Source organism: Rhizobium sp. M1 (assembly GCF_002531805.1).
GTDB lineage: Bacteria > Pseudomonadota > Alphaproteobacteria > Rhizobiales > Rhizobiaceae > Rhizobium > Rhizobium etli_C.
In genome coordinates, this window is record NZ_NWSW01000012.1 from 66,046 (window position 1) to 90,609 (window position 24,564).

The 24,564-nt window shown below is 62.7% G+C and carries 21 protein-coding genes; 6 read left to right on the forward strand and 15 right to left on the reverse strand.

All coding sequences use genetic code 11. From position 1 onward, the window contains the following. Positions 1 to 2: 2 nt before the first annotated feature. The 4 genes from CO655_RS13275 to CO655_RS13290 form a co-directional block, all read right to left on the reverse strand. Complete coding sequence (locus tag CO655_RS13275) at positions 3 to 1,499, reverse strand: sugar ABC transporter ATP-binding protein (RefSeq protein WP_097664978.1); 1,497 nt, start codon at positions 1,497 to 1,499, stop codon at positions 3 to 5. Positions 1,500 to 1,604: 105 nt separating this feature from the next. Beyond that, positions 1,605 to 2,498, reverse strand: a complete 894-nt coding sequence (locus tag CO655_RS13280) for an NAD(P)-dependent oxidoreductase (protein ID WP_097664979.1) — start codon at positions 2,496 to 2,498, stop codon at positions 1,605 to 1,607. After that, the gene (locus CO655_RS13285) at positions 2,488 to 3,039 is read right to left on the reverse strand and encodes a gluconokinase (RefSeq protein WP_097664980.1); all 552 of its coding nucleotides are present in this window, start codon (positions 3,037 to 3,039) and stop codon (positions 2,488 to 2,490) included. The genes CO655_RS13280 and CO655_RS13285 overlap by 11 nt, the downstream gene beginning before the upstream one ends. Positions 3,040 to 3,052: 13 nt before the next feature. Continuing rightward, a complete protein-coding gene (locus CO655_RS13290; RefSeq protein ID WP_010029976.1) occupies positions 3,053 to 3,817 on the reverse strand; it encodes an SDR family oxidoreductase in 765 nt (254 codons plus the stop codon). 135 nt (positions 3,818 to 3,952) lie between these two features. On the opposite strand from CO655_RS13290, the gene CO655_RS13295 reads away from it, so the two are divergent. After that, positions 3,953 to 4,894, forward strand: a complete 942-nt coding sequence (locus tag CO655_RS13295; RefSeq protein ID WP_097606073.1) for a 2-hydroxyacid dehydrogenase — start codon at positions 3,953 to 3,955, stop codon at positions 4,892 to 4,894. A 10-nt stretch (positions 4,895 to 4,904) separates the two neighbouring features. Further along, positions 4,905 to 5,936, forward strand: coding sequence for an L-idonate 5-dehydrogenase (locus CO655_RS13300; RefSeq protein ID WP_097664981.1), 1,032 nt, complete (start codon positions 4,905 to 4,907; stop codon positions 5,934 to 5,936). A 24-nt stretch (positions 5,937 to 5,960) separates the two neighbouring features. Here CO655_RS13300 and CO655_RS13305 read toward each other — a convergent pair whose 3' ends face one another. Beyond that, positions 5,961 to 7,031, reverse strand: coding sequence for a LacI family DNA-binding transcriptional regulator (locus tag CO655_RS13305; protein ID WP_097606302.1), 1,071 nt, complete (start codon positions 7,029 to 7,031; stop codon positions 5,961 to 5,963). Positions 7,032 to 7,206: 175 nt separating this feature from the next. Here CO655_RS13305 and CO655_RS13310 point away from each other — a divergent pair, with 175 nt between their 5' ends. From CO655_RS13310 to CO655_RS13320, 3 genes are all read left to right on the forward strand, one after another. Then, a complete protein-coding gene (locus tag CO655_RS13310) occupies positions 7,207 to 8,133 on the forward strand; it encodes an SMP-30/gluconolactonase/LRE family protein (RefSeq protein WP_097664982.1) in 927 nt (308 codons plus the stop codon). A gap of 221 nt (positions 8,134 to 8,354) precedes the next feature. Beyond that, a complete protein-coding gene (locus CO655_RS13315) occupies positions 8,355 to 8,816 on the forward strand; it encodes a mobile mystery protein A (RefSeq protein WP_097606070.1) in 462 nt (153 codons plus the stop codon). After that, the gene (locus CO655_RS13320) at positions 8,813 to 9,409 is read left to right on the forward strand and encodes a mobile mystery protein B (RefSeq protein WP_097664983.1); all 597 of its coding nucleotides are present in this window, start codon (positions 8,813 to 8,815) and stop codon (positions 9,407 to 9,409) included. The genes CO655_RS13315 and CO655_RS13320 overlap by 4 nt, the downstream gene beginning before the upstream one ends. 104 nt (positions 9,410 to 9,513) lie before the next feature. Here CO655_RS13320 and CO655_RS13325 read toward each other — a convergent pair whose 3' ends face one another. Both CO655_RS13325 and CO655_RS13330 read right to left on the reverse strand, forming a co-directional pair. Next, entirely contained in the window at positions 9,514 to 11,595 is a 2,082-nt protein-coding gene (locus tag CO655_RS13325; RefSeq protein WP_097664984.1) for a VWA domain-containing protein, read from the reverse strand. Beyond that, positions 11,592 to 12,116, reverse strand: coding sequence for an RNA polymerase sigma factor (locus CO655_RS13330; protein ID WP_097664985.1), 525 nt, complete (start codon positions 12,114 to 12,116; stop codon positions 11,592 to 11,594). The genes CO655_RS13325 and CO655_RS13330 overlap by 4 nt, the downstream gene beginning before the upstream one ends. 243 nt (positions 12,117 to 12,359) lie before the next feature. On the opposite strand from CO655_RS13330, the gene CO655_RS13335 reads away from it, so the two are divergent. After that, positions 12,360 to 13,271, forward strand: coding sequence for an alpha/beta hydrolase (locus CO655_RS13335; protein ID WP_097664986.1), 912 nt, complete (start codon positions 12,360 to 12,362; stop codon positions 13,269 to 13,271). A gap of 3 nt (positions 13,272 to 13,274) precedes the next feature. Here the strand turns inward: CO655_RS13335 and CO655_RS13340 are convergent, their stop codons facing one another. From CO655_RS13340 to CO655_RS13375, 8 genes are all read right to left on the reverse strand, one after another. Beyond that, on the reverse strand, positions 13,275 to 15,278 hold the full coding sequence (locus tag CO655_RS13340; protein WP_097664988.1) for a CocE/NonD family hydrolase: 2,004 nt from the start codon (positions 15,276 to 15,278) through the stop codon (positions 13,275 to 13,277). 12 nt (positions 15,279 to 15,290) lie between these two features. Next, positions 15,291 to 16,922 carry an ABC transporter ATP-binding protein gene (locus CO655_RS13345; protein ID WP_097664989.1) on the reverse strand — a complete coding sequence of 544 codons (1,632 nt, stop codon included), beginning with the start codon at positions 16,920 to 16,922 and terminating at the stop codon, positions 15,291 to 15,293. Further along, entirely contained in the window at positions 16,915 to 17,742 is an 828-nt protein-coding gene (locus tag CO655_RS13350) for an ABC transporter permease (protein WP_010030979.1), read from the reverse strand. Before CO655_RS13350 ends, CO655_RS13345 begins: the two co-directional genes overlap by 8 nt. Continuing rightward, the gene (locus CO655_RS13355; protein WP_097664990.1) at positions 17,739 to 18,746 is read right to left on the reverse strand and encodes an ABC transporter permease; all 1,008 of its coding nucleotides are present in this window, start codon (positions 18,744 to 18,746) and stop codon (positions 17,739 to 17,741) included. Before CO655_RS13355 ends, CO655_RS13350 begins: the two co-directional genes overlap by 4 nt. A gap of 96 nt (positions 18,747 to 18,842) precedes the next feature. Beyond that, positions 18,843 to 20,432 (reverse strand): ABC transporter substrate-binding protein, encoded by a 1,590-nt coding sequence (locus CO655_RS13360; RefSeq protein ID WP_097606061.1) that lies wholly within the window; start codon positions 20,430 to 20,432, stop codon positions 18,843 to 18,845. Positions 20,433 to 20,550: 118 nt separating this feature from the next. Continuing rightward, positions 20,551 to 21,333: a carnitinyl-CoA dehydratase gene (locus CO655_RS13365; RefSeq protein WP_097664992.1), complete on the reverse strand. Its 783-nt coding sequence runs from the start codon at positions 21,331 to 21,333 to the stop codon at positions 20,551 to 20,553. Positions 21,334 to 21,339: 6 nt separating this feature from the next. Next, positions 21,340 to 23,394 carry an acetate--CoA ligase family protein gene (locus tag CO655_RS13370; protein ID WP_097664994.1) on the reverse strand — a complete coding sequence of 685 codons (2,055 nt, stop codon included), beginning with the start codon at positions 23,392 to 23,394 and terminating at the stop codon, positions 21,340 to 21,342. Between the two features lie 4 nt (positions 23,395 to 23,398). Further along, positions 23,399 to 24,559, reverse strand: coding sequence for an acyl-CoA dehydrogenase family protein (locus CO655_RS13375; RefSeq protein ID WP_097664995.1), 1,161 nt, complete (start codon positions 24,557 to 24,559; stop codon positions 23,399 to 23,401). Positions 24,560 to 24,564 lie beyond the last annotated feature (5 nt).

Here is a 24,564-nt window from a genome sequence, read left to right on the forward strand (position 1 = left end):
GCTCAAGCCGCTTCCGATGCGGAGGCGGCGGTGATGACCGCCTCCGTCGTCAGAGCGCTTCCACTCAGTTCGCTGACGATTTTGCCGCGCGAGAAAACCAGCGCGCGGTGGCAGATATGGGCAATTTCCTCGAAATCCGTCGAGACCACGACAACCGCCAGACCGGCTTCCAGCGCCTGGGTGATCAGGCGGTAGATCTCGGCGCGCGCGCCGATGTCGACGCCGGCGGTCGGGTCTTCGGCGACCAGCAGCTTGCGGCCGGTCGCCAGCCAGCGGCCGACGACCACTTTCTGCTGGTTGCCGCCCGACAGCGCTTCCGCCGGCAGATCCGGATCGTTCGGCCTGAGGCCGACGGAATGGCCGATCGCATGGGCAAGATCGGCTTCGCCGCGCGGCGACAGGAAGGAGAAAAGCCCGCGGCCGACGGCGCCCGGATTGAGATAGGTGTTTTCCCGAATGGAAAGCGACAGCGCGACGGATTCCTCCGTCCGGTCACGGGCGATCAGACCGATGCCCGACGCCATGGCCTGTCGCGGGCTGGACAGATCCGGCGCCTGGTCATGCAGCAGAACCGAGCCATTGAAGGGCTCGCAGCCGAACAGCGCCCGGCCGATGCGCTCCTGGCCGGCGCCGCGCAGCCCGGCCAGGCCCAGCAGCTCGCCCTCACGGATATCGAAGGAGATCGGGCTCGTGCCGGCGCAGACGAGGTCGCGGACCTTGACGATCGCCTTGCCGGGCTTGATCTCGGTCTTGGAAAAGAGACTGTCGCCGCTGCGGCCGATGATCATCGTCACCAGTTCGTCGGGGGTGGTCTCGCTGACCGGCTTCTGCCCGACCATGCATCCGTCGCGCAGCACGGCGACGCGATCGGCGATGCGGAAAATCTCGTCCAGTCTGTGGGAGACGTAGATCATGCCGACGCCGCGCTCCTTCAGCGGGCGGATCGCGTTGAACAGCCGATCGACTTCATCGGCGGGCAGGCTCGCCGTCGGCTCGTCGAGCACCAGAACATCGGCTTCGACGGCAAGCGCGCGGGCGATGGCGACGAGCGATTTTTCGGTACGCGACAGGGCCGAGACCCGCGTCGTCGGATCGAAGTCGCAGCCGACCAGCTTCAAGGCTTCCTTGGCCCGCGCCTGCGTCCTTCCCCAGTCGATCAGGCCGCTTCGCATCGAGAACCCTTGCGACAGACCCATATTCTCACCGACCGTCATCCACTCGATCAGACCGAGATCCTGATGGATGAAGGCGACCGGCTGCCGCTCGTTCGGTTTCGGCGGGCGATGATGGTAGCTCTGGCCGCGAAAGAGGATGTCGCCGTTATCCGGCTTGTAGATGCCGGCAAGCGTCTTGATCAGCGTCGATTTGCCGGCGCCGTTTTCGCCCAGCAGCGCAAGGATCTCGCCCTCGCGCAGATCGATCGAGACGTCACGCAGCGCCTGCGTGCCGCCGAAGCTCTTGGTGATCGATTGGAACTCCAGCAGTCTCTTGGCTTCCACTGTGGCTCCTCCCAAAGCTGCAGCTGTCCTTACAAAAATATGTTATCGATAACATTCCGCAGTAGTCAAGCGGAAAGTGACAATCCCCAACGCCGCCAGATGACGTCAGCTGGCGCGAAATCCGTCGAGGAGATGCATCATCTCGGCAGAGTCCTTCGGCCCAAGGCCGGCGGCGCAAAGCAGGCGGTGAATCTCCACCACCGCACCCGTCATCGGCAGCGGCGTCTTGGTCTTCAGCGCAAAGGCCTGGAGCGAATCCAGATCCTTCAGCATATTGTCGATCCTGCCTGTCGGCGAGAAATCCCGGGCGGCGAATTTCGCCATGAATTCCTGCAATATCCGGCTGTCCGCCCGGCCGCCGGCAAGGGCTGCCGGAATTGCGGCGGGATCGACGCCGCCGGCTTCCGCGAGCTTGACGGCTTCGGCGACCGCCTGGAACAGCACGGCACAGAACAGCTGATTGATCAGCTTGGTGGTCTGCCCGGCGCCGGAGGCGCCCATCAGCGTATAATTGGCGGCAAGATGCCGCATCACCACACGCGCCCGCTCGAAATCCTCGGGGCTGCCGCCGGCCATGATCGTCAATTTGCCGCCGAGCGCGCCGGGCACGCCGCCCGACAGCGGGCAATCCACCCATGCCATGCCGGTTTCCGCACGCAGCCGTTTCGCCATGTCGGCCGTCTCAGTGGGGTCGATGGAGGACATGTCGATCAGCAGCTTGTCGGCGATCGCCGCCGCCGCAACCCCCTTCTCGCCGAAGACGACGGCGCGCACGATGCTGGCGTGATTGAGGCTGAGAATGCAGAATTCCGACGCCGAGACGGCAGTCGCCACGGAGCTCGCCGCGTGAGCGCCCTTTGCCGTCAATGCTGCAACCTTCTCGGCATCGAGATCGAAGACCGATACTTTGTGGCCGGTTTCGATCAGCCGCGTGACGATCGCCGTTCCCATGATGCCGGCGCCGATAACGGCGACATCTGCTCTATAATCATCCTGCATGAAAACCTCCCTTGACGGCCACGCCCAGCCCCTCACAAGCCAGCGCCACCATATCATCCAAAGCCCTATCGATCGCCACCGTTACCACACCGGCTTCACCGGTCGGCGGTTCCAGCGTCTGCAGCTGGCTGTCGAGCAGCGACGCCGGCATGAAGTGGCCCTGGCGGGCCTGCATCCGCGACAGCAGCAGGTCGCGCGAGCCCTCCAGGAAAACAAAGGCCAGGCGCCCGCCAGCCGCCTGTCTCAACCGGTCCCGATAGCTGCGCTTCAGCGCCGAGCACGAAATAACCAACCCCTGCGACGCCCTTTGCGCGGTCTTTATTTCCTCGCCGATCCGGTCGAGCCAGGGCAGGCGGTCGGCGTCGGTGAGCGGTATGCCTTTCGCCATCTTCTCGACATTTGCCGCGGGGTGGAGTTGGTCGCCCTCCACAAATCGCACGCCGTTTCGAGCGGCGATTCCCGCTCCAACCGAGGATTTGCCGCAACCGCTCACGCCCATGACCACGACCGCCAGAGGCAACGCTTCTTTCTCGCTCTCCATCGTCGTGTCTCGGTCAGAGGCAGGTCGTGATGCCGCCATCGACATACAGCGTGTGGCCGTTGATGAAAGACGAGCCGCGACCGGAGAGGAAGACGGCGGCACCCACCAGTTCCTCGACATTGCCCCAGCGTCCGGCCGGCGTCCGCTTCTCCAGCCAGGACGAGAATTCCGGATTGTCGACGAGCGCCTGGTTGAGCGGCGTCTTGAAATAGCCCGGCGCGATCGCATTGATCTGCAGGCCGTGCTTGGCCCAGTCGGCGCACATGCCGCGCGTCAGGTTGCGCACCGCGCCCTTGGTCGCGGTATAGGGGGCGATGCCCGGGCGGGCCAGTTCGCTCTGCACCGAAGCGATGTTGATGATCTTGCCCTGGCCGCGGGCGATCATGGCCTTGGCGGCTGCCTGGCCGACGTAAAACACGCTCGAAATATTGGTGGTCAGCAGTAGCTCCCATTTGTCCGCCGGAAAGTCTTCCAGCGGCGTGCGAAACTGCATGCCGGCATTGTTGATCAGGATGTCGAGCGGGCCGATATCGGCCTCGATCGCATCAATGCCCGCTTTGGCGGCGTCCTTGCTGGTCACATCGAAGATGGCCGCATGCGCCGACAGGCCTTGAGCCTTGAGGCTCTCGACGGCCCGTTTGACGCTTTCGGGCGTGCGGCCGTTGATGACGACCTCGGCGCCATGCTGCGCCAGGCCCTCGGCCAGCGCATAACCGATCCCCTGGCTCGAGCCGGTGATCAGGGCAAGCTGCCCGGTCAGATCAAACAGGTTCTTCATGCAAGTAACTCCTCCGGTGTCGCTGCGAATGACGGCTTATACCGCCACTTCAGGTGAAACTCACTTGACATCGCTTTTCCGGATTATATGTTATCGATAACATAATCAACTGTCAAAATGCGGGACGGAGACGGAATGCCTGAGGTAGAGATCTTGATGACCGGAGCCTATCCGGAATGGGATATGGTCGATCTGGAGGCGAAGTATCGCGTTCACCGCCTGTGGGAAGCGACCGATAAGCAGGAATTGATTGCAAGGGTCGGCAAGAATGTTCGCGCCATTGCGACGCGTGGCGAACTCGGCGCCTCCGCCGAACTGATGAAACAATTGCCGAAGCTGGAGATCGTCTCCTGTTATGGCGTCGGCACCGATGCCATCGACCTCTCCTATGCCCGCGCCAACGGCATTCGTGTCACCAATACCCCTGACGTGCTGACCGAGGACGTCGCCGATATCGCCATCGGATTGCTGCTTGCCACGGCGCGGCAGATTCCGCAGGCCGATGTTTTCGTCCGCGCCGGCCAGTGGGGCAATGTCGCCATGCCGCTGGTGACCCGCGTCGCCGGCAAGAAGGTCGGACTTGCCGGCATGGGGCGGATCGGCAAGGCGATCGCCAGGCGGGCCGCCGCTTTCGGCTGCGACATCGCCTATTTCGCCCGCAATGAGCACAAGGATGTCGCCTACGCCTACCAGCCGGACCTTGTGGCACTTGCCGATTGGGCCGATTTTCTGATCGTCATCGTCCCCGGCGGGCAGGCGACGATGAAGATCATCAATGCCGAGGTGCTGAAAGCGCTCGGCCCCAACGGCATGTTGATCAATGTTTCGCGCGGAACGACGGTCGACGAAGAGGCGCTGATCGCGGCCCTCCAGGACGGCACCATCCAGGCCGCCGGCCTCGACGTCTTCCTCAACGAACCGAAGATCGATGCGCGTTTCCTGACGCTTCAAAACGTGGTGTTGCAGCCCCATCACGGCTCCGGTACCGTCGAGACTCGCAAGGCCATGGGCCAGCTGGTCAGAGACAATCTCGCCGCGCATTTTGCCGGCAACCCGCTTCCAACTCCCGTCGTGTGAGGGATTCGCTATGAAAGCCATCGTCATTCATGCCGCCAAGGATCTCAGGATCGAGGAGCGCGAGCCGGAGGTTGCGGGAGAGGGGCAGGTGGAAATCGCCATCGAAGCCGGCGGCATTTGCGGCTCCGACCTGCATTATTACAATCATGGCGGCTTCGGCACCGTTCGCCTGCGCGAGCCGATGATCCTCGGCCACGAAATCGCCGGCACGGTCAAGGCGCTGGGTGCCGGTGTGAGCGATCTTGCCGTCGGAGACCGTGTTGCGGTGTCCCCGAGCCGGCCGTGCAATCATTGCCAATATTGCCTGAAGGGACAGCAGAACCACTGCCTCAACATGCGATTTTACGGCAGCGCCATGCCGATGCCGCATATTCAGGGCGGCTTTCGCCAGCGGCTGGTGGCGGAGCGCTGGCAATGCCACAAGGTCACTGAGGGCATTTCCATTCACGAGGCCGCCTTCGCCGAACCCTTTGCCGTAACGCTGCATGCGGCCAGCCGCGCCGGATCGCTGCTGGGCAAACGGGTTCTCGTCACCGGTTGCGGACCGATCGGGATGCTGGCGATTGTTGCCGCGCGCGTTCTCGGCGCCCGCGAAATCGTCGCGACCGATGTGACCGACAGCGTGCTGGCGATCGCCCGCACCAGCGGCGCGGATCGGACGATCAATGTCGCCACGCATGCCGCTGACCTCGCCGCTTACGGGGCCGACAAGGGTTATTTCGACGTCATGTTCGAAGCGTCGGGCAATGAGCGGGCGGTGCGCGCCGGCCTGGAGGCGTTGAAGCCCCGCGCCGTTCTCGTGCAACTCGGCCTCGGCGGCGATGTCTCCATCCCGCAGAACATGATCGTCGCCAAGGAAATCGAGATGCGCGGAACATTCCGCTTTCACGAGGAATTTGCGCTTGCCGTCGAGCTGATCAACGCGCGCCGCGTCGACCTGAAGCCGCTGCTGACAGGGGTTTTTGCCATCGACGAGGCCGTCGCCGCCTTCGAATTGGCCAGCGACCGCAGCAAATCGATGAAAGTCCAGATCGCCTTCTGACAAGGCGCCGATTATGGGCGCCGATTATCGGGCGCCGCGCTCCGTGCTTTCGCGCAGGACGACCCTGTAGCCGGTCAATGTGATCTCGTCGCCGGTCGCCTCGCCGCCCGCCTGCAGGGCATCCAGCAGCCGGGCAGCGGCCTGGCGGCCGATGCCGTAACAGTCGACATTGATCGTCGTAATGCTGGGATGACAGATCGACGAGATCTCATAGTCGCCGAAGCCGGCAATGGCGATATCTTCAGGTACGCGCATTCCCCTGCGCTTGCATTCCATGATCGCGCCGAAGGCGGACAGGTCGGAGACGCAGAGAACCACTTCCGTGTCCGGCCAGCGCTCCAGGAGGCTCACCACCGCCTGGCCGCCCTGTTCCATCGTGATCGGCGGCACCCCGAAGGAAATCGCCCGCCCCGGTCCCAAGCCCAGTTCTTCGACAGTCTTCAGGAAACCGCTTCGCCGTTGGCTGCCGCGCGTATCGCGCGCCGTTGTGCCGCCGATATAGCCGAACCTCCGATAGCCCTGGCTCGCAAGCGCGCGCACCAGCAGGGACATCGCCTCGCTGTTGGAAAAGCCGACGACATGATTGATCGGTTCTTCCGGAATTTCCCAGGTTTCGACCACCGGAATACCGGCCTTATCAAGCATGCGCCGCGCCCGGTCGGTATGCGAACCGCCTGTCAGGATGATGCCTTCGGGGCGCCGGCGCAGCATCGCCTCGATCAGCTTTTCCTCTTTTTCGGCGGAATAATCGGTATAGCCGAGAAGGAGCTGAAGGCCGGTATTTTCCAAGGCATCGGTGATGCCGCGTGCGGTGTCGGAAAAATTCGAATTGTTGATGGAGGGCACGAGCGCCGCGATGAAGCCGCTGCGCCGAGAGGAAAGGCTGCCGGCGGAGAGATCGAGCACATAACCGAGCGCATCGACGGCTTCCATGATGCGCTTCCGGGTCTCTTCGGAAACGCTCGCATCCTGGCGAAAGGCGCGCGAAACGGTCATGGCCGATACGCCGACATATTTGGCGACTTCGGCCATCGTCAGCTTTTGGGCGTCTCCTCCCTTGAGACGCCTGCCTTTTGACTCATCCTCGTCTTTCACCGGCTCCGCTTTCAAACAGCTTCCAAGTTGGGCAACTCAGGACACGATAAAGTTATCGCTATCATCGCACAATCAATATTATTGCAGGAGTGCCGCGTTCCACAGTTCGTCGATCTCTGTACGAAGGGCGAAAAACAGGGCAGGATGATATCGATAACAATCTGTGAGGGACATCATGTTCGGAGAAATCGAGGGTACGGGGTTCGAAGTGCTCGACCCACGCTTTGAAAGCTGTTTCGTCGGCCATGCCCGCGTCGAGCGGCTTTGGACGGGTGGCCGCTGGCTGGAAGGGCCGGCCTGGTTTGCCGCCGGACGTTATCTGGTCTTCTCGGATATCCCCAACAATCGCATGATGCGCTACGACGACACCAGCGGGCAGACGTCGGTCTTCCGCTCGCCCAGCAACAATTCCAACGGCAACACGGTCGACAATCAGGGACGGCTGATCACCTGCGAGCATCTGGCGCGCCGTGTCACGCGAACGGATTTCGACGGCGGGATTACCGTGCTGGCCGATCGCATTGCCGGCAAACGGCTCAACTCGCCCAACGACGTCACCGTCAAATCCGACGGAACCATCTGGTTCACCGACCCGAGCTACGGCATCCTCCACGATTATGAGGGCGACTACGGCGAAGAGGAAATCGGCGGATGCCACGTCTACCGGCATGATCCGGTAACAGGTACGACCGATCGGATGACGTCCGATTTCGTCAAGCCGAACGGGCTGGCCTTTTCTCCCGACGAAACGGTGCTTTACATCGCCGATACCGGGGCATCGCACCTATCCGGCGGTCCGCGCCATATCAGAAAGCTCGCCGTGTCCGATGACGGCAAGCTGACCGACCTCGGCATTTTCGCCGAATGCACCGCGGGTTTTTTCGATGGTTTCCGCGTCGACCGGAAGGGAAGGATCTGGACGAGCGCCGGAGACGGTGTGCACGCTTACGATCCGGATGGGACACTGCTCGGCAAGATCCATATTCCCGAGATCGTCTCCAATGTCGCTTTCGGCGGCGAGAAACGAAACCGCCTCTTCATCACCGCCACCACGTCGCTCTACGCTGTCTATCTCACGGCCAATGGGTCGAGGCTGGGATAGAGCGGGCTGTCGTTCCGTTCTCCGTTGAAGCGTTATGTTATGTGTGGTCGACTGTCGCTAGTAAACCCCTAGGCCCACAACAAAATCAGTCCACAACCTGTGTCGATGCACACAAAGCTCAGTTTATAGGCTGATTTTATTAGTTGTTTATCACCCTATAGACTGATATCTAGTTATCCTAGATCAGTCTGTGATATGATTTCGGTAAAAAGGTTTCAGTGATGAAAGGCGAAGTGCGAAAACGAGCGCGGAAACGGCTTGATGAACGCCTTCATGCACTGCAGCCTGTGGAGAACTTCAGAGCGCCCCCTAAAGGATGGGTTCGCGCATTGCGAGACGCACTCGGCATGACCGGAGCGCAACTCGGTTCCCGGATGGGGATCCGGCCGCAGACAGTGGAAGCGATCGAGAAGTCGGAGGCATCAGGAACGATCCAACTTAGCACCTTGCGCCGCGCAGCCGAAGCGCTCGACTGCACGCTTGTCTACGCACTGGTCCCGAATACGTCGCTCGAGGCTGCACTCAACGGCCGGGCAAGAAAGATCGCGTTGCGCGAACTTCAGCGGGTCGCGCATACGATGCGCCTGGAGGCACAGGGCACCGATGACGCCGATCTTGAATCCCGTATCCAGGCCTACATCCGTGACCAGCTTTCCGAGCGCGATCTCTGGTCAGAGAAATGACCGACCTCTTCCAGGAACCCGAGGACGCAACACCGCTTGAACCGCAGGAACGCGAGGGCCTGCTTCAAAGCTGGATCACGCATCGAAACGACCTCAACGAGGCCGAACAGGAGAACATCGTCAAGGGCGCAGCCTGGGGCCGCGGACGACGGCGTATGCCGGTCGACAAGGTGCTGACGGAAGACTTTATGCGCACATTGCACCGACGCATGTTCGGCGAGGTCTGGCAATGGGCAGGTCGCTTCCGGGCGACGGAGCGGAACGTTGGTATTCAGGCCTACCGCATCCCGGTCGAGCTCGCGGCTTTGCTTGCCGACGTGCGATACTGGATCGAGCATGACACCTTCGCTGCGGACGAGATTGCAATCCGATTCCACCATCGTCTGGTCGCCATCCACCCGTTCCCAAACGGCAACGGGCGCCATGCGCGACTGACGGCCGATCTTCTCGTGGAAAGACTGAAGGAAGAACCCTTCAGTTGGGGGAGCGGGAGCCTCAGCGACATGGGCGATCTACGCATGCGCTATGTCGCAGCACTTCAGGCCGCCGACAACCACGACATCGGCCCCCTTCCCGAGTTTGCCCGCAGCTGAACGCGAAGCTCCTCGCTCCACTGAAAATCCAGCTCAATCTTCAAACGCCCAGCAACAGAGGCCGCCCTCCCAGGCGGCCCCTGCTTCGCAATGCTTCTCTTTCATCATTGACCGAGGCCGTCAGCCAATCGGATGAGCCCGAGGAAATCGGACCTGTAACCGAAGGGGTCTGCCCCCCGCGATGCCGCAGCGAGATCGCCAATCGCCTGATAGGAATAGGCATCGAGGGCACTGGTGCGGCTCAGTTTCTGGCCGAAGGCGGCGACGGCCACCGAGAAGCGGACATCCTGCGGAGCGGCGTCAACGGTGGCGACCGTATTGCGGTCGTCGACAGGCGTGGTGATGAGGGCGCTCTTGTCCTCGCCCGGCCGCTTGTAGCGCATCTTGACGAAGGCAAGCTCGCCCTGATGCGCGCTGCCCGATGTCTCGGCCGATGCCTTATCGGCGGCGCCATAACGCAGGTCGTCATTCATGACCGCGGGACTTCCCTTGGGCGTGATCTCATAGATCGCCGTGACGCTGTGGCCGGAGCCGATATCGCCGGCATCGACGCGGTCATTGTTGAAGTCCTCGCGTTTGAGAGCCCGTGTCTCGTAGCCGATCAGCCGGTATTCGGCGATCCGTTCCGGGTTGAATTCGACCTGGAACTTGACGTCCTTCGCGATCGGAAACAGCGTCGATCCGGCCTCTTCCACCAGCGTCTTCTGCGCCTCCGCCAGCGTGTCGATATAGGCGGCGCTGCCATTGCCGTTCTGCGCCAGCGTCTGCATCAGGGAATCGTTGAGATTGCCGCGGCCGAAGCCGAGAACAGTGAGGAAGATGCCCTCCTTGCGTTTGTCCTCGATGATGCGCTTCAGATCCTCGTCGCTCGACGGGCCGACATTGAAGTCGCCGTCCGTCGCCAGCATCACCCGGTTGACGCCGTCCTTGACGAAGGCCTTTTTGGCAAGATCGTAGGCCGCCTCGATACCCTCGGCGCCGCCGGTCGAGCCTCCAGCCTCCAGCCTGTCGATTGCCGAGAGGATCTTCGATTTCTCCGCCACCCGCGTCGGCTCGAGCACCGTGCCGGCATTGCCGGCATAGGTGACGATCGAGACGGTATCGTCTGGCTTCAGCCGGTTGACCAATAGACGGAAGGCGCTCTTCAGCAGCGGCAGCTTGTCCGGCTCGTCCATCGAGCCCGACACGTCGATCAGGAAGACGAGATTGGCGTGCGGCGCAGTCGCCGGCGCGATGTCATAACCCTTGATCGCCACATGCATCAGTTCCGTGTCGTGGTTCCACGGCGTCGGCAACACCGTCACTGTCGCCTTGAAGGGCTGGTCAGCCTTGTCGGGACGCGGCCAATCATAGGGGAAGTAATTGATCATCTCCTCGACGCGCACCGATTGCGGATCGGGCATTGCCCCGCCGGTCAGCGACCGGCGGACGAAGGAATAGGAGGCGCTGTCGACATCGGCGGAGAAGGTCGAGACCGGATCGGCCGCGACACTCTTGATCGGATTTGCCGCCGCATTGGCGAAGCGTTCGCGGCCGGGATCGACTTGAACCTGCATACGGCTTTCCGTCGGCGGAGCAGGCGAGGGGGCGATGGCCATCGGCTCGGCTGCCTGCTGATTTGGGGCGACGATACCCTGCGCGACAGAGCGCTTGGCCCCTTCGGACATTGTACGTCGCTTATTTAAGAGGGCGGAGACGTCGTCCGAATTGAGATCAGATTTCCGCGCCGCGATCGCCTGCTCCTTGTCCTGCAAGGCTTGAGCGCTGTCGGCCGCCGTGGATTGAGGCAGCCGGCTCTCTTCAGTCACCGCTTCGGAAAGCGCGGGCGCGGCCGGCCGGCCAGTCGGTATCGGCACTTCATTTTTCGAAACAGTGCCCTCGATCCTTTCCTTCTCGACGATCGGTTGGTTGCGGGTCAGCTCGAAAGTGAGATAACCGGCGGCGGGAATGACGAGCAGCGTCGCAAGGGCTGAACCGGCGAGGAATTTCTTATTCACAGCAGGGCTCCATATCCAGTTGATGATGGAGCTTGGACGCCGGCCTTTCGCATTTCCTTGGGCTGCCGCTGCATTATTTTCTGCGCCGTCGAAGGCCTGCATCGCCGCGGCAAGGGCGCGTGCACGCGCCTGCGGATCGGCTGCCGGCGGTGCGAGGCGGGAGAGCTTTTCGAGTTCCTTGTCCATCATACCTCTTCCTTGCCGAGCATGGCCTTCAGCCTCTTGCGCGCCTCGTGGACCTGCCAGGACACGGTCGCCTCCGAGCAGCCCATGACATCGGCGGCCGCCGAATGGCTGAGGCCTTCGCCATAGACGAGCAGCACGGCGTCGCATTGCCGTTCCGGCAAAGCGCGCACGGCCGCCCATAATGCGCTCGATAGCTCGTCGTCGTTTCCGCCCGGCGCATCCTGCTGCGGTTCGGCCGCGTAAGCGCGGAATGTCTGCTCTTCCCGCGCAAGCTTGCGTCTATGGTCGCGGGCGGCGTTGAGCGTCAGCGTGTAGAGCCATGTCCTGAAGCGGCTGGCGCCGCGAAAGCCGCGGATGGCCGCGCCGAGCTTGACGCAGACCTCCTGGGCGATATCGTCGGCGTCGGTGGAACTGCCTGACCATCGCCATGCCGTCGCGTGGACGAAATCATAATGGCGCGAGACCAGTTGCCCGAAGGCCTCCCGGTCACCCCCCTGCGCTCGTTCTATGAGCTCCGCATCCAATGCGCACCTACCCCCAAGCTATCAAGCAAGATGCTATTTCGGGATTGAGACGTTTCTCCGATGGCTTTCCTTGGGTCGACGCCAAAAAAATATTTGCGAATTTTGAATTGGGCTCAAAATAATCGAGCGCCGCGACATAAACGGGTCGCTGCCGGACAGATCGGTTCCATCGCAAAGGCGCAAGATGACGGCAGAGTCGGCCAGGGACATGGATCTGCATGTTCCAAATCGAAAGGACCCTCAATGTCCGCTCCAACGCCTGTCCCCACCGAAAAGGGCATCCTGCAATTTCTCGCAATTTGCGATGCTTTTTATCCGCCGGATGCGATTGAGGCATCGGTCGAACAGCAGCGGCATTGGTACGATGCTCTTTGCGCGCGCTTCGACCGTCCGCTGCCCCCGGATATGATCTTTGCGGACGGCATGGTTCAGCGCGTACCGATCCGGCGCTACCGTCCGCGCAAAATCGTTACCCGCACCATTCTGCTCTATCTTCATGGCGGCGGGTTCGTCGTCGGTTCGCTTGAGAGCCATCATGCCATCTGCGCCGAGATCGCCGATTTCGCCGGTGCGGAACTCGTCTCGGTCGATTATCGGCTCGCGCCCGAATATCGCTGGCCGGCGCAGACGGATGACGGTTTTGCCGTGCTGAAACATCTGCTTTCCGCCGGGAGCAAGGTCGTGCTGATCGGCGACAGCGCCGGCGGCAATCTTGCGGCCGGCCTTGCCTTGCGCGCGCGCAATGAGGAGCTATCGGGCGTCGTCGGCCAGGCGCTGATCTACCCGGCGCTCGGCGGCGACCTTGCCGCGGGTTCCTACGTCGAAATGGCTGCGGCACCCGGCCTGACAACGGCGGATGTCACCTATTATCGCACGATCCTGCAGGCGCCTGACAACAATGAGATCGCCGAGCCGCTGCAGGCGCCGTCGCTTGCCGGGCTGCCGCCGGCCTTCATCACGGTCGCGCACTTCGATCCGCTCCGCGACGACGGCCGGCAATATGCCGCCCGGCTGGCTGCGGAGGGCATCGAGGTCTCGTTCCGGGAGGAGCCGCAGATGGTGCATGCCTGGCTGCGCGCCCGCCACATGAGCGATGGCGCCAAGGACGGCTTCCGCGCGGTCTGCGAGGCCGTCCGGCATTTTGCGACCGCCTGACGATCACATCAGGTCGCGGGCGATCTTCTTTTCCGCGAAGACCTTTTCGAAGATCTGCACGTCATCCTCGAAAGCCGTGACGATGGCGCTGATGATCCAATCGGTCGCCGTGCAGGCAATCCGCGCAGTTGCGACGGTGCGGACGAACCAGCCGGGACGGCGCATGTCGCAGGTCCAGGTCGAAATCCCCGTCATCGACAGCGGATCGCCGGGCGAGATCGACCAGACTTCCTCCCGCAACTGCCGGGTCGACAGGCCGGTCTCAGGATGTTCGGTGAGCCCGGTATCCTCATGAATGCGATATTTCGTGCGGTTCGACGAAAGATCACGGACGACCTGTCGCTTGGTCGCGGCGGCGGCATGCTCGATATATTTCGGCAAAGGATCGGGATTGGCCGGTTCGTCGATTTCAATCCTCTCGTGTTCGCCAAGCATCGGCAGCCCAAGACCAAGTGAGGCGATATCGATATCGATCCCCCCGTCTTCCGGCGGCGGTAGGATCATCGGCCAATAGGCGGTGGAAAGCGAAAGGCGGATGCGATGTCCCTTGCGGAAGCGATAGCCGCAGGCATCGAGCACGAGCCGGATCGACACTGTCTCGCCCGCGGTCAGCGGTTTCGGATCGGCGTTGCCGTCGCGATGGGTGAGGTTGACGACGCCGAAGGCGACCCGCGTCGCCGTGCCGTCGGGATGAACATCGACGAGCCGGGCGCAAAGATTTCCGCTCGTTGCCCGGGAGCGCAGTGCAAGCGTCAGCACCGGCCGGCCGAGATAGTCGTGATCCCGCGCCAGCGGCATCGTATCGAAGACCAGCGAGCCGGCATCGTCAAAGCGTTGATCGATCGCCATTTCGGCATCGGGCTTCAGCGTGAAATATTCACCCGATGCCGTGCCGGTATCGAGGGGAGAACTCAGATAGACGGGATGCTCCGGCGCATGCGGGATCGGCATGCCCTCCGTCAGCCTGCCGAATTGCTCGACATAGAAGCATTGCATCTTCGGCGGCGACCAGCTGTCCTTCGCTACCCAGAAACCCGGATCGCTGTCGCGACGAAGAGCCGGGCGGATAGCATCGAGAATATAGGCGCGCGCCTGCGGCAGGCGGTCGATGCCATTGTCCTCGCCGCGCAGCCATTTGTTCCACCAGGCGATTGCTTCGGCATGGAAATCCGTGCGCGGTTTCGGCCAGGCGAAATGCGGGTATTTGTGCACCCACGGGCCGATCAGCGCTTTTGCCTTGTCGCCCAAGCCCTCGACCGCCATGAGCGGCGTGTTGCGATAGCCGTCGGCCCAGCCGGCGATGACAAGCGTCGGGATCTCGACGCGGGAAAAATCCTCCGAGATCGAGCCGTGCCGCCAGAAATCATCGCGCCGCTGATGGGTCAGCCACGCCTCCATGAGAAAGGGTTCGCCTGCCAGGCGCTCGATCCACATCTCCTTCCAGCGTTCGCCGACAAGGGCGGGATCGGGCGGGCGCGACTGGTAGCCGAGCATCGTCGCTGCCCATGAGAGCTGGGCGGAGAGATGGCAGCCGTTCTTGTAATGGATGTCGTCATTATAGCGATCAACGGTCGAGGCGATCGAGATGACGGCCTTCAGCGCCGGCGGGCGCAGGGCTGCGACCTGCAGGCTGTTGAAACCGCCCCAGGAGATGCCCATCATGCCGACCGCGCCGTTCGACCAGGGCTGCGCGGCGATCCAGGCGATCAGCTCGCAGGCATCGGCAAGCTCGCGTTCGGTATATTCGCCGTCGATGACGCCGTCGGATTCGCCCGATCCGCGGATATCGACGCGCACGCCGGCAATGCCGGCGGCGGCGAACACCGGATAGGTCGACTCGTCGCGGGGGCTGGTGCCGTCACGTTTGCGATAGGGCAGGAATTCGAAGACGGCTGGAACCGGGTCTTCCGCCGCGCCGTCGGGCATCCAGATGCGCGCCGCAAGCCGCGTTCCGTCCTTCAGCGTGATCCATTCATTCTCGATGGTGGTGAAGCCGCGCGACGTCATGTCTGTTCCCTCTCAATGACCGGCGCTTTCCATCCGCCGGGTCGCAAGCACGCGTTCCAGCCAGCCGATTTCCATTTCCGGCACCGATTTCAGAAGCAGATCGGTGTAGTCGTCGAAGGGCGGCGATAGCGCCGTCGATTTCGGCCCGAACCGCACCAGCTTGCCGCGATGCATCACCGCCACGCTGTCGGCGATCGCCCGGACGATTGCAATATCATGGGTGATGAAGACATAGGACAGTTGCTCTTCCTCCTGCAGCCGCAGCAGCAGTTTGAGGATGCCCTCCGCGACCAGCGGATCGAGCGCCGAAGTCGGCTCGTCGCAAAGGATGAGTTCGGGTTTGGCGGCAAGGGCTCTGGCGATCGCCACCCGCTGCTTCTGACCGCCGGAGAGTTCGGCCGGATAACGATCGACGAAGCCGTTGCCCATTTCGATCTGGTCGAGCAGCTCCTTCACCCTGGCGGTCTTCTCGGCGCCTCTCAGGCCGTAATAGAAGGTCAGCGGCCGGCCGATGATGTCGCGCACTGTCTGGCGCGGGTTCATCGCCGTATCGGCCATCTGATAGATCAGCTGGATGCGCCTGAGATCCTCGTTCGGCCGGCTCTTGAGACCGGGCATCAACGGCTTGCCGGCAAAGACGACACGCCCGCTGCTTGGCGGCAACAGGCCGGTGATGACACGCGCCAGCGTCGATTTACCGGAACCGGATTCGCCGACGACGGCAAGCGTCTGCCCCTTCGGCACATGCAGCGAGACATCGTGCAGCACCTTGAAGCCGTTGGAATATTCGGCGCTGACATTCTCCACCTTGAGAAGGGCCGCCGATTGGTCGGCGGCTTCCTCGCGATAGGCCTGCCTGACATTGACCAGGGCGCGGGTGTAATCTTCCCGCGGTGCTTCGATGATCTGCCGGACACTGCCATATTCCACCTGCTTGCCATGGCGAAGGACCATGATGTCGTCCGAGATCTGGGCGACGACGGCGAGATCGTGGGTGATGTAGAGTGCGGCGGTATGCGTCTCCTCGATGGCGTGCTTGATCGCCGCCAGTACATCGATCTGCGTGGTGACGTCGAGCGCCGTGGTCGGCTCGTCGAAGACGATGAGTTCAGGGTTCGAGCAGAGCGCCATCGCCGTCATCGCGCGCTGCAGCTGACCGCCGGAGACCTGGTGGGCGAAGCGCTCGCCGAAGGTCTCAGGATTGGGCAGGCCGAGGACGCGGAACAGATAAAGCGCCCGTTTGCGCGCCTCCTCCCGGCTCATCAATCCATGTTTGACCGAGGCTTCGATCACCTGGTCGCCGAGCCGGTGCGCCGGGTTGAAGGCGGCTGCCGCCGACTGCGCGACGTAGCAGACCCGGGCGCCGCGGATTTTCCGGATGCCATCCTTGCCGAGCGTCAGAATATCGGTGCCGTCGAGCCGCACCTCGCCGCCGGTGATTTCGGCGCCGCCGCGGCCATAGGCGAGCGCGGAGAGGCCGATCGTCGACTTGCCGGCGCCCGATTCTCCGATGAGTCCGAGAACCTTGCCCTTCTGAAGGTCGAAGGAGACACCATCGACGATGGTTACGCGCTTCGGCGCTTCGCCGGGCGGATAGCTGGTCGCTTCGATCTTCAGATTGCGAACGGAAAGAAGCTCAGGCATCGCCGCGCCCTCCCTTGAGGCTGGATGTGCGTTTCAGAAGCCAGTCGACGACGAGGTTGACGCAGATGGCAAGGGTCGCGATCGCCGTGCCCGGCACCAGTGCGGCTGAAATGCCGAAGATGATGCCGTCCTTGTTGTCCTTGACCATGCCGCCCCAATCGGCCGCCGGCGGCTGGATGCCGAGGCCGAGGAAGGACAGGGTGGAGAGGAAGAGGATCGAGAAGGCGAAGCGCAGTCCGAACTCCGCCAGCAGCGGTGACAGCGTGTTCGGCAGGATCTCGCGGAAGATGATCCAGACCTTGCCTTCGCCGCGCAGCTTCGCCGCCTCGACGAATTCCATCACCGCGACATCGAGCGCCACGGCGCGGCCGAGACGATAGACGCGGGTGGAATCGAGGATCGCCATGACGAGGATCAGGACGATCATGTTCTGCGGCAGGACCGCCAGCACGACCAGCGCGAAGATCAGCGTCGGGATCGACATCATCAGATCGTTGAAGCGCGAAAACACCGTGTCGATGATGCCGCGCGAGACGGCTGCCGTGAAGCTCAGGATGACGCCGAGCGAGAAGGAGATGATGGTGGCGGCGGAAGCGACGAGCAGCGTCGTGCGCGCGCCGAAAATCAGGCGCGAAAGGATATCGCGGCCGAGATTGTCGAGGCCGAAGATATATTTGTCGTCCGGCAGCTGCCAGACGTCGCCGACGACCTGGGTCTCGCCGTAAGGTGCGATCCAGGGTGCGAAGATCGCGAAGATGAAGGCGATGGCGATGCCAGCCATGCCGATCCAAGCGGTGATGGGGATGTCTCTTGCTCTCATCGCGGATGCCTCAGCCGGGGATTGGCGACGATCGCGAGGATATCGGCCATCATGTTGAGGAAGATGTAGACGGCCGCGAAGATCAGGCCGCAAGCCTGCACGACGGGCATGTCGCGCACCGTGACCGCATCGACCATATATTGACCCATGCCGGGATAGACGAAGACCACTTCGACGACCACGACGCCGACCACGAGATAGGCGAGGGTCAAGGCGACGACATTGATGATCGGCGCGAGCGCATTGGGAGCGGCATGCTTGACGATCGAACGGAAGGCGCTGAGGCCCTTCAGCTCCGCTGTCTCCATATAAGCCGACGACATGACGGAAAGGATCGCCGCCCGCGTCATGCGCATCATGTGCGCGAGCACAACGAGCACCAGCGTCGCCGTCGGCAGCGCGATCGCCTTCAATCGGTCGACGAAGCCCATGCTGTCATAGACGGTCGCCGGAAAGGTCGCCATGCCGAATTTCACCGCGAAGAAGAGGATCAGCAGGTAACCGATGAAGAATTCCGGCAGCGAGATTGCCGCCAACGAAATCACGTTGATGATCTTATCAGGCATGCGGTTGCGGAAGTGCACCGAGACCATGCCGAGGCCGACGGCGAGCGGCACTGAAATCACCGCCGCGAACCCCGCCAGAAAAAGCGAGTTGCCGAGGCGCTTGCCGATCTGTTCGCTCACCGAATTCTTGCTGGCCCAGGAGGTGCCGAAGTCACCCTGAACGGCGTTGCCGAGCCACTCGACGTAGCGCGTCGTCACCGGGCGATCGAGCCCGAGATCCTGGCGAATATTGGCGACGGCCTGCGGCGTCGCCGACTGGCCGAGATAGGTGGTGGCAAAATCGCCGGGCAGGGCTTCGAGCCCACCGAAGATCAGGATGGAAACGGCAAAAAGCAGAACAATGCTGAGCACGAAACGCTCGAGGATGAGGGCAAGCAACGGAAAACGCTGCCGGAACCTCAAGCCCGGCAAGATCTTGCTTGGGGCAGGGTTGGTCATGGCGAGGGCCTTTGGCTAAAACGTCGGGGGGACCGCGGGTTTCTTCCCACAGTCCCAGCTTCGTCGAAGATCGGAGGGGCGTTGCGCCCCTTGCCATCAGGTCTCCAGCCAGACGCGCGTCGCGACGTAACCGTTCGACATGTCGTTACCGATGTCGTGGACATAGCCCTTCACCTGCTTGGTGGAGGCGTTCACGAAGTCGTTGAACATCGGCAGGATCAGCCCGCCCTCGTCGCGCACCATCATCGCCATGGTGCGATACATATCCTTGCGCTTGGCTTCATCAAGCTCGGAGCGGGCCTCCAGCAAGAGCTTGTCGAAGTCGGGGCGCTTGAAGCGGGTGTCGTTCCAGTCCGCCGTCGAGAGATAGGCGGTGGAATACATCTGGTCCTGCGTCGGCCGGCCGCCCCAATAGGAGGTCGAGAAGGGCTGGACGTTCCAGACATTGGTCCAGTAGCCGTCGCCCGGTTCGCGCTTGACCTCGATCTCGATCCCGGCCTTCTTGCAGCTTTCCTGATAGAGGACCGCGGCATCGACGCCGCCGGGGAAGGCGACTTCCGAAGTGCGCAGAAGAACTGAGCCGCTATGGCCCGACTTCTTGTAATGGAAGGCCGCCTTGTCGGGATCGTAAACGCGCTGCTCGATACCCTCGGGAAACAGCGCATAGGTGGCGTTGATCGGAAAGTCGTTGCCGACCTTGCCGTAACCGCCGAGGATCTTCTCCACCATGGTCTCGCGATCCATCGCGTATTTCAGCGCGAGGCGCAGGTCGTTATTGTCGAACGGCGCCTTGTCACAATGCATGATGAAGACGTAGTGGCCGCGGCCGGCGGTCGAGAGGATCTCGACATTGGGCGCGCGTTTCAGGAGGTTGACCGTCTTCGGGTCGACGCGGTTGATATAGTGCACCTGGCCGGACGACAGCGCCGCGATGCGGGCGGTCGCATCGTTCATGCCGATGATCTCGATCGAGTCAACATAACCCCGGTCGCTGCGCCAGTCGTCCTTGTTCTTCTCGAAGGTGGCGCGAACGCCCGGTTCGAAGCTCGTCAGCTTGTAAGGGCCGGTGCCGATCGAGGCGAGGGGATCGTCGACGCCGCCATTCGGCTGGATGACCAGATGATAGTCGGAGAGCAGCAGCGGCATGTCGGCATTACCTTCGCTGAGCGTCAGCACGAGGTTGCCGCCGTCGGCCTTGATCTCCTTGATCGAACCGAGGACACCGAGCGCCCCGGATTCCGACTTCGCATCAGTGTGACGCTTCAGCGTCGCAACGACGTCGTCGATCGTCAGTTCCTTGCCGTCGTGGAACTTGACGCCCTTGCGGATCTTGAAGGTCCAGGTCACCGCGTCTTTCGAGGGCTCCCAGGATTCGGCAAGTGCGGGCACGGCGGCACCCGTCAACGGGTCGGATTCAACAAGCATGTCGCCCCAGCAGCGGCCGACGCAGAACATGAACTGCGACAGGAATTTCGCCGGGTCCTTGGAATCGGTGGCGGCACCGCCTTCGAGACCGAGCTTCAGATGGCCGCCGCGCTTCGGTTCGGCGGCTTCGGCACTTTCGGTGAAGAGCTTGTCGGCGACGGCAAGCGTGATACCGGCCGCCATGGCGCGTCCCATGAATTCGCGGCGGCTGAGCCCGCCCGCGGTGACGCGGCTTGCAAGATATTTGGTATAGTCGTTCATTCCCCAGTTCCTTCTTTATGGTGCGTTGACAGAACTTCCGGGCAGGATCGCAGACGGTTTCCTCTCCGCCTCCGGTGCCCGCATCATGCGGGAAAATGCTGCGGTTGCTGCCGCCTCTTCACTGTCCTTTCCAAATCGGGTTTCGCTTTTCGGCGAAGGCGCGGGCGCCTTCCAATTGATCTTCGCTCGAATAGAGCCTGTCGACGGTCGCAAACTGCCGCTTGGTGATCTTGTTCATGGCAGTCTGGAACGTCGAACCCTCGGCTTCGCGCACGATTTCCTTGATGGCCGCATAGACGAGCGGCGGCCCGCTTGCGAGCAGGCGGGCGAGCTCCCAGGCTCTCTCCATCAGCCTACCGGCCGGCAGGACCTCGTTGACGAAGCCCCAGCGATGCGCCTCGTGAACGTCGAGCCAGCGTCCCGTCAAAAGCATGTCCATGGCGATGTGATAGGGAATGCGCTTCGGCAGCTTGATCGAGGCGGCATCGGCAACCGTGCCCGAGCGGATTTCCGGCAGGGCGAAACTCGCGTGTTCGGCGGCGATGATCAGGTCGGCCGAAAGGGCGATCTCCAGACCGCCGCCGCAACAGATACCGTTGACCGCTGCGATGACCGGCTTGTTGAGGTCGCGCAGTTCCTGCAGCCCGCCGAAGCCGCCGACGCCGTAATCGCCGTCGACCGCATCACCTGATGCAGCAGCCTTCAGGTCCCATCCGGCACAGAAGAATTTTTCACCCGCACCCGAGACGATGGCGACGCGCAATTCAGGATCGTCGCGAAAATCCCGGAAGATCAAGCCCAAGGCACGGCTGGTCGCAAGGTCGATGGCGTTCGCCTTCGGCCGGTCGATGACGACTTCGAGCACGCCGTCGTCATGTCGCGTGCGAATATGGTCGCTCAACCTATGCTACCTCCTTCGCCGTATCAGGACATCGACCGCGGCAACGCCGCGCCCTTCGGGAAGAACCATCAGAGGATTAATGTCCAGTTCCTCCAGGCATGACGCGTTCTTTACGACATAATCTGCCGCTGCTGAGATAACGGCGACCGCCGCTTCGGCGTCGCCTCTTGGCCGTCCGCGATAGCCATTGAGCAATTTCGCGAGTTTGAGGCGCGAAATCGCCGTGTGAATCTCGGTTTTCGTTGCCGGAAGCGGCAAAATGACCGAGTCCTCAAGCAATTCAACGAAGATTCCGCCCGCTCCCAAGGTCAACGACAATCCGAAGACCGGGTCGCGGACGGCGCCGACAATGAGCTCGGCGACCGGCGGATCGATCATTTTTTCGACGAGATAACCGGCATTCGGCGGCATTTCCGCCGCCGCTTTCGACACGGCTTCAATATCCCATAGGTTGAGCGCCACAGCTCCGGCCTCGGTCTTATGCGCAATGCCGAGGCCCTTCAATACGACAGGGAACCCGAGCCGCTCGGCCTGTTCGGCGGCTTCACGTGGAGAAAAAGCCTGCAGTCCCCGGGGAACAGGGAGACCGCAGGCTGCAAGCTCCGCCTTCGCATCTGCTTCCGTCAGCGTCTCGATCTCACCGTCTGAGGACGGCACATCGAGCAATGGCGGGGGAGGCGGGGCTTGCCAGGCTTGACCGATGCCGGCTGCGACTTCCGCCGCGATGATGGCTTCGTCGATGCCTGAGAAAGCGGCGATGCCATTGGCCATCAGCCGCTTGGCGATCGGTTCCGGCATGTTCTCCGGAAGGGTCGCGAGAAGGCCGGCCAGCGCACCGGTGGCAGAGGACGCGGCGATAACCGCATCCGCCGTCATGACCCATTCGGACGCATCGCAGCGGTCGCCGCGCGGAAAGTCGAGGACGACGAGATTGAGAGCATAACCGCCTTCGAACATGGCGCTGAAGGCTTCGGTCTGGCGAGCGACATCACCCCAGACAAAGGTGTGGTAGTCGAGCGGGTTGGAAAGCGTCACCATCTCGCCAAGCACCCGCCGCAGACGTGGCAGTTGTTGCGGCTGCAGCGCAGGGAATTCGACATTGCGGCCGACGGCGGCGTCCGCCATCAGCGAAGCCTCGCCGCCCGAGCAACTCATCGACGAGATCGAATGGCTCGCGAGCGGGCCGGCGACATGCAGAAGCTTCAGGGTTTCCAGCAGCGCCGGCAGGGTCTGGACACGGCCGATGCCGAGGCGGGCGAGCACGGCATCCGCGACCGCATCGCTGCCGGCAAGTGAGGCGGTATGCGACACCGCCGCCCGTTTTGCCTGCTCCGACCGGCCGACCTTCAGCACGACCACAGGCTTCCTCGACTGCCGGGCGATGGCAGCAAGCCGTTCGAGGGAAGCGAGATCGCCGAAACCTTCGACGTGAAGGCCGATCGCCGTCACACGCGGATCGTCGATCAGCGCGCAGGCGACATCGGCAAGCGATGTCTGCGCCTGGTTGCCTGCCGTGACCATATAGGCGATCGGCAGGCCGCGGGTCTGCATGGTCAGGTTGATGGCGATATTGGAGGACTGGGTGAGGATCGCGACGCCTTTTTCGATTCGGCGCATGCCGTGCTGGTCGGGCCAGAGCAACGCACCGTCGAGCCCGTTGATCAGCCCGTAGCAGTTCGGCCCGAGGATCGGCATGCCGCCGGCTGCCGAAAGCAGGGCCTGCTGCAGTTCGGCGCCATCGGCAAGCTCCGCCATGGCCTCGCTGAAGCCGGACGCATAACAGACCGCACCGCCGGCGCCGGCCTCTGAAAGGCCGCGCACGATCTCGACGGTCAGCATCCTGTTGACGCCGACAAAGGCAGCGTCCGGCGCCGAAGGCAGATCGGCGACGGAGCGATAGCAGCGCCGCCCGAGCACCTCGTCCAATTTGGGATGAACGGGCCAGATCTTGCCGGCAAAGCCCATGCGGTCGCACTGCTCGATTACCCGGCGCGCCTCGCGGCCGCCGAAGACGGCGATCGTTTGCGGTCTGAGCAGGCGGTCGAGCGGGCTAGACGTCATCGGCTCAGGCTCCCAAAGGCCGGAGCAGGTCGCGGCTGATGATATGCCGCTGAATTTCCGAGGTGCCATCCCAGATGCGCTCGACGCGGGCATCGCGCCAGAAGCGGGCGAGCGGCAGGTCGTCCATCAGGCCCATGCCGCCGTAGATCTGGATCGCCTCGTCCGTCACGCGGGCCAGCATTTCCGAGGCGTAGAGCTTGGCAGAAGCGATCTGCCGGTCGGCGGCTAGGCCGGCGTCGAGCCGCCAAGCGGCTGAAAGCGTCAGCCACTCGGCCGCGTCGATCTCGGTGATCATATCGGCAAGCTTGAACGACACGCCCTGATTGGCGCCGATCGGCCTGCCGAACTGCCTGCGCTCGGCGGCATAGGGCAGGGCCATCTCGAAAACCCGCCGCGCCCGGCCGACGCAGGTGGCGGCAACCGTCAGCCGCGTGCCGTAGAGCCATTGATTGGCGATATCGAAGCCGCGATGCACCTCGCCCAGCACCTGGGCCTGGGGGATCCGGCAATCGGTAAAGCTGAGGGTCGAGTTATGGTAGCCGCGATGCGAAACGGAATCGTAGCCTTTCAGGATCTCGAATCCCGGCGTGCCGCGATCGACGAGAAAGGCAGTGATCTTCTTCTTGATGCCCTTCGGCGTTTCCTCCTCGCCGGTGGCGGCAAAGACGATGACGAAATCGGCGACATCGGCATGCGAGATGAAGTGTTTCGTGCCGTTGAGGAGGAAATCGCCGCCGTCGCGGCGGGCGGCGCATTTCATGCCGCGCATATCGGAACCGGCATCCGGCTCGGTGATGGCAAGCGCATCGATCTTCTCGCCGCGCACCGCCGGCAGCAAATAGCGCTCGCGCTGGTCGCCCTCGCAGGCCATCAGGATGCCGGAAGGCCGGCCGAAAAAGACCGTCAGGCCCAGCGAGCCGCGCCCGAGTTCCCGCTCGACCAGCGTGAAGGTGACATGGTCGAGGCCGGCGCCGCCGACCTCCTCGGGGAAATTGCAGGCGTAGAAGCCGAGATCGATGCACTTGCGCTGGATCTCGCGCCCAAGCTCCGGCGGGACGATGCCGGTCCGCTCGACCTCGTTCTCATGCGGATAGATCTCGGTCTCGACGAAGGCGCGGACCGTCTCGACGATCATTTCCTGTTCTTCGCTGAGACCGAAATCCATACCGT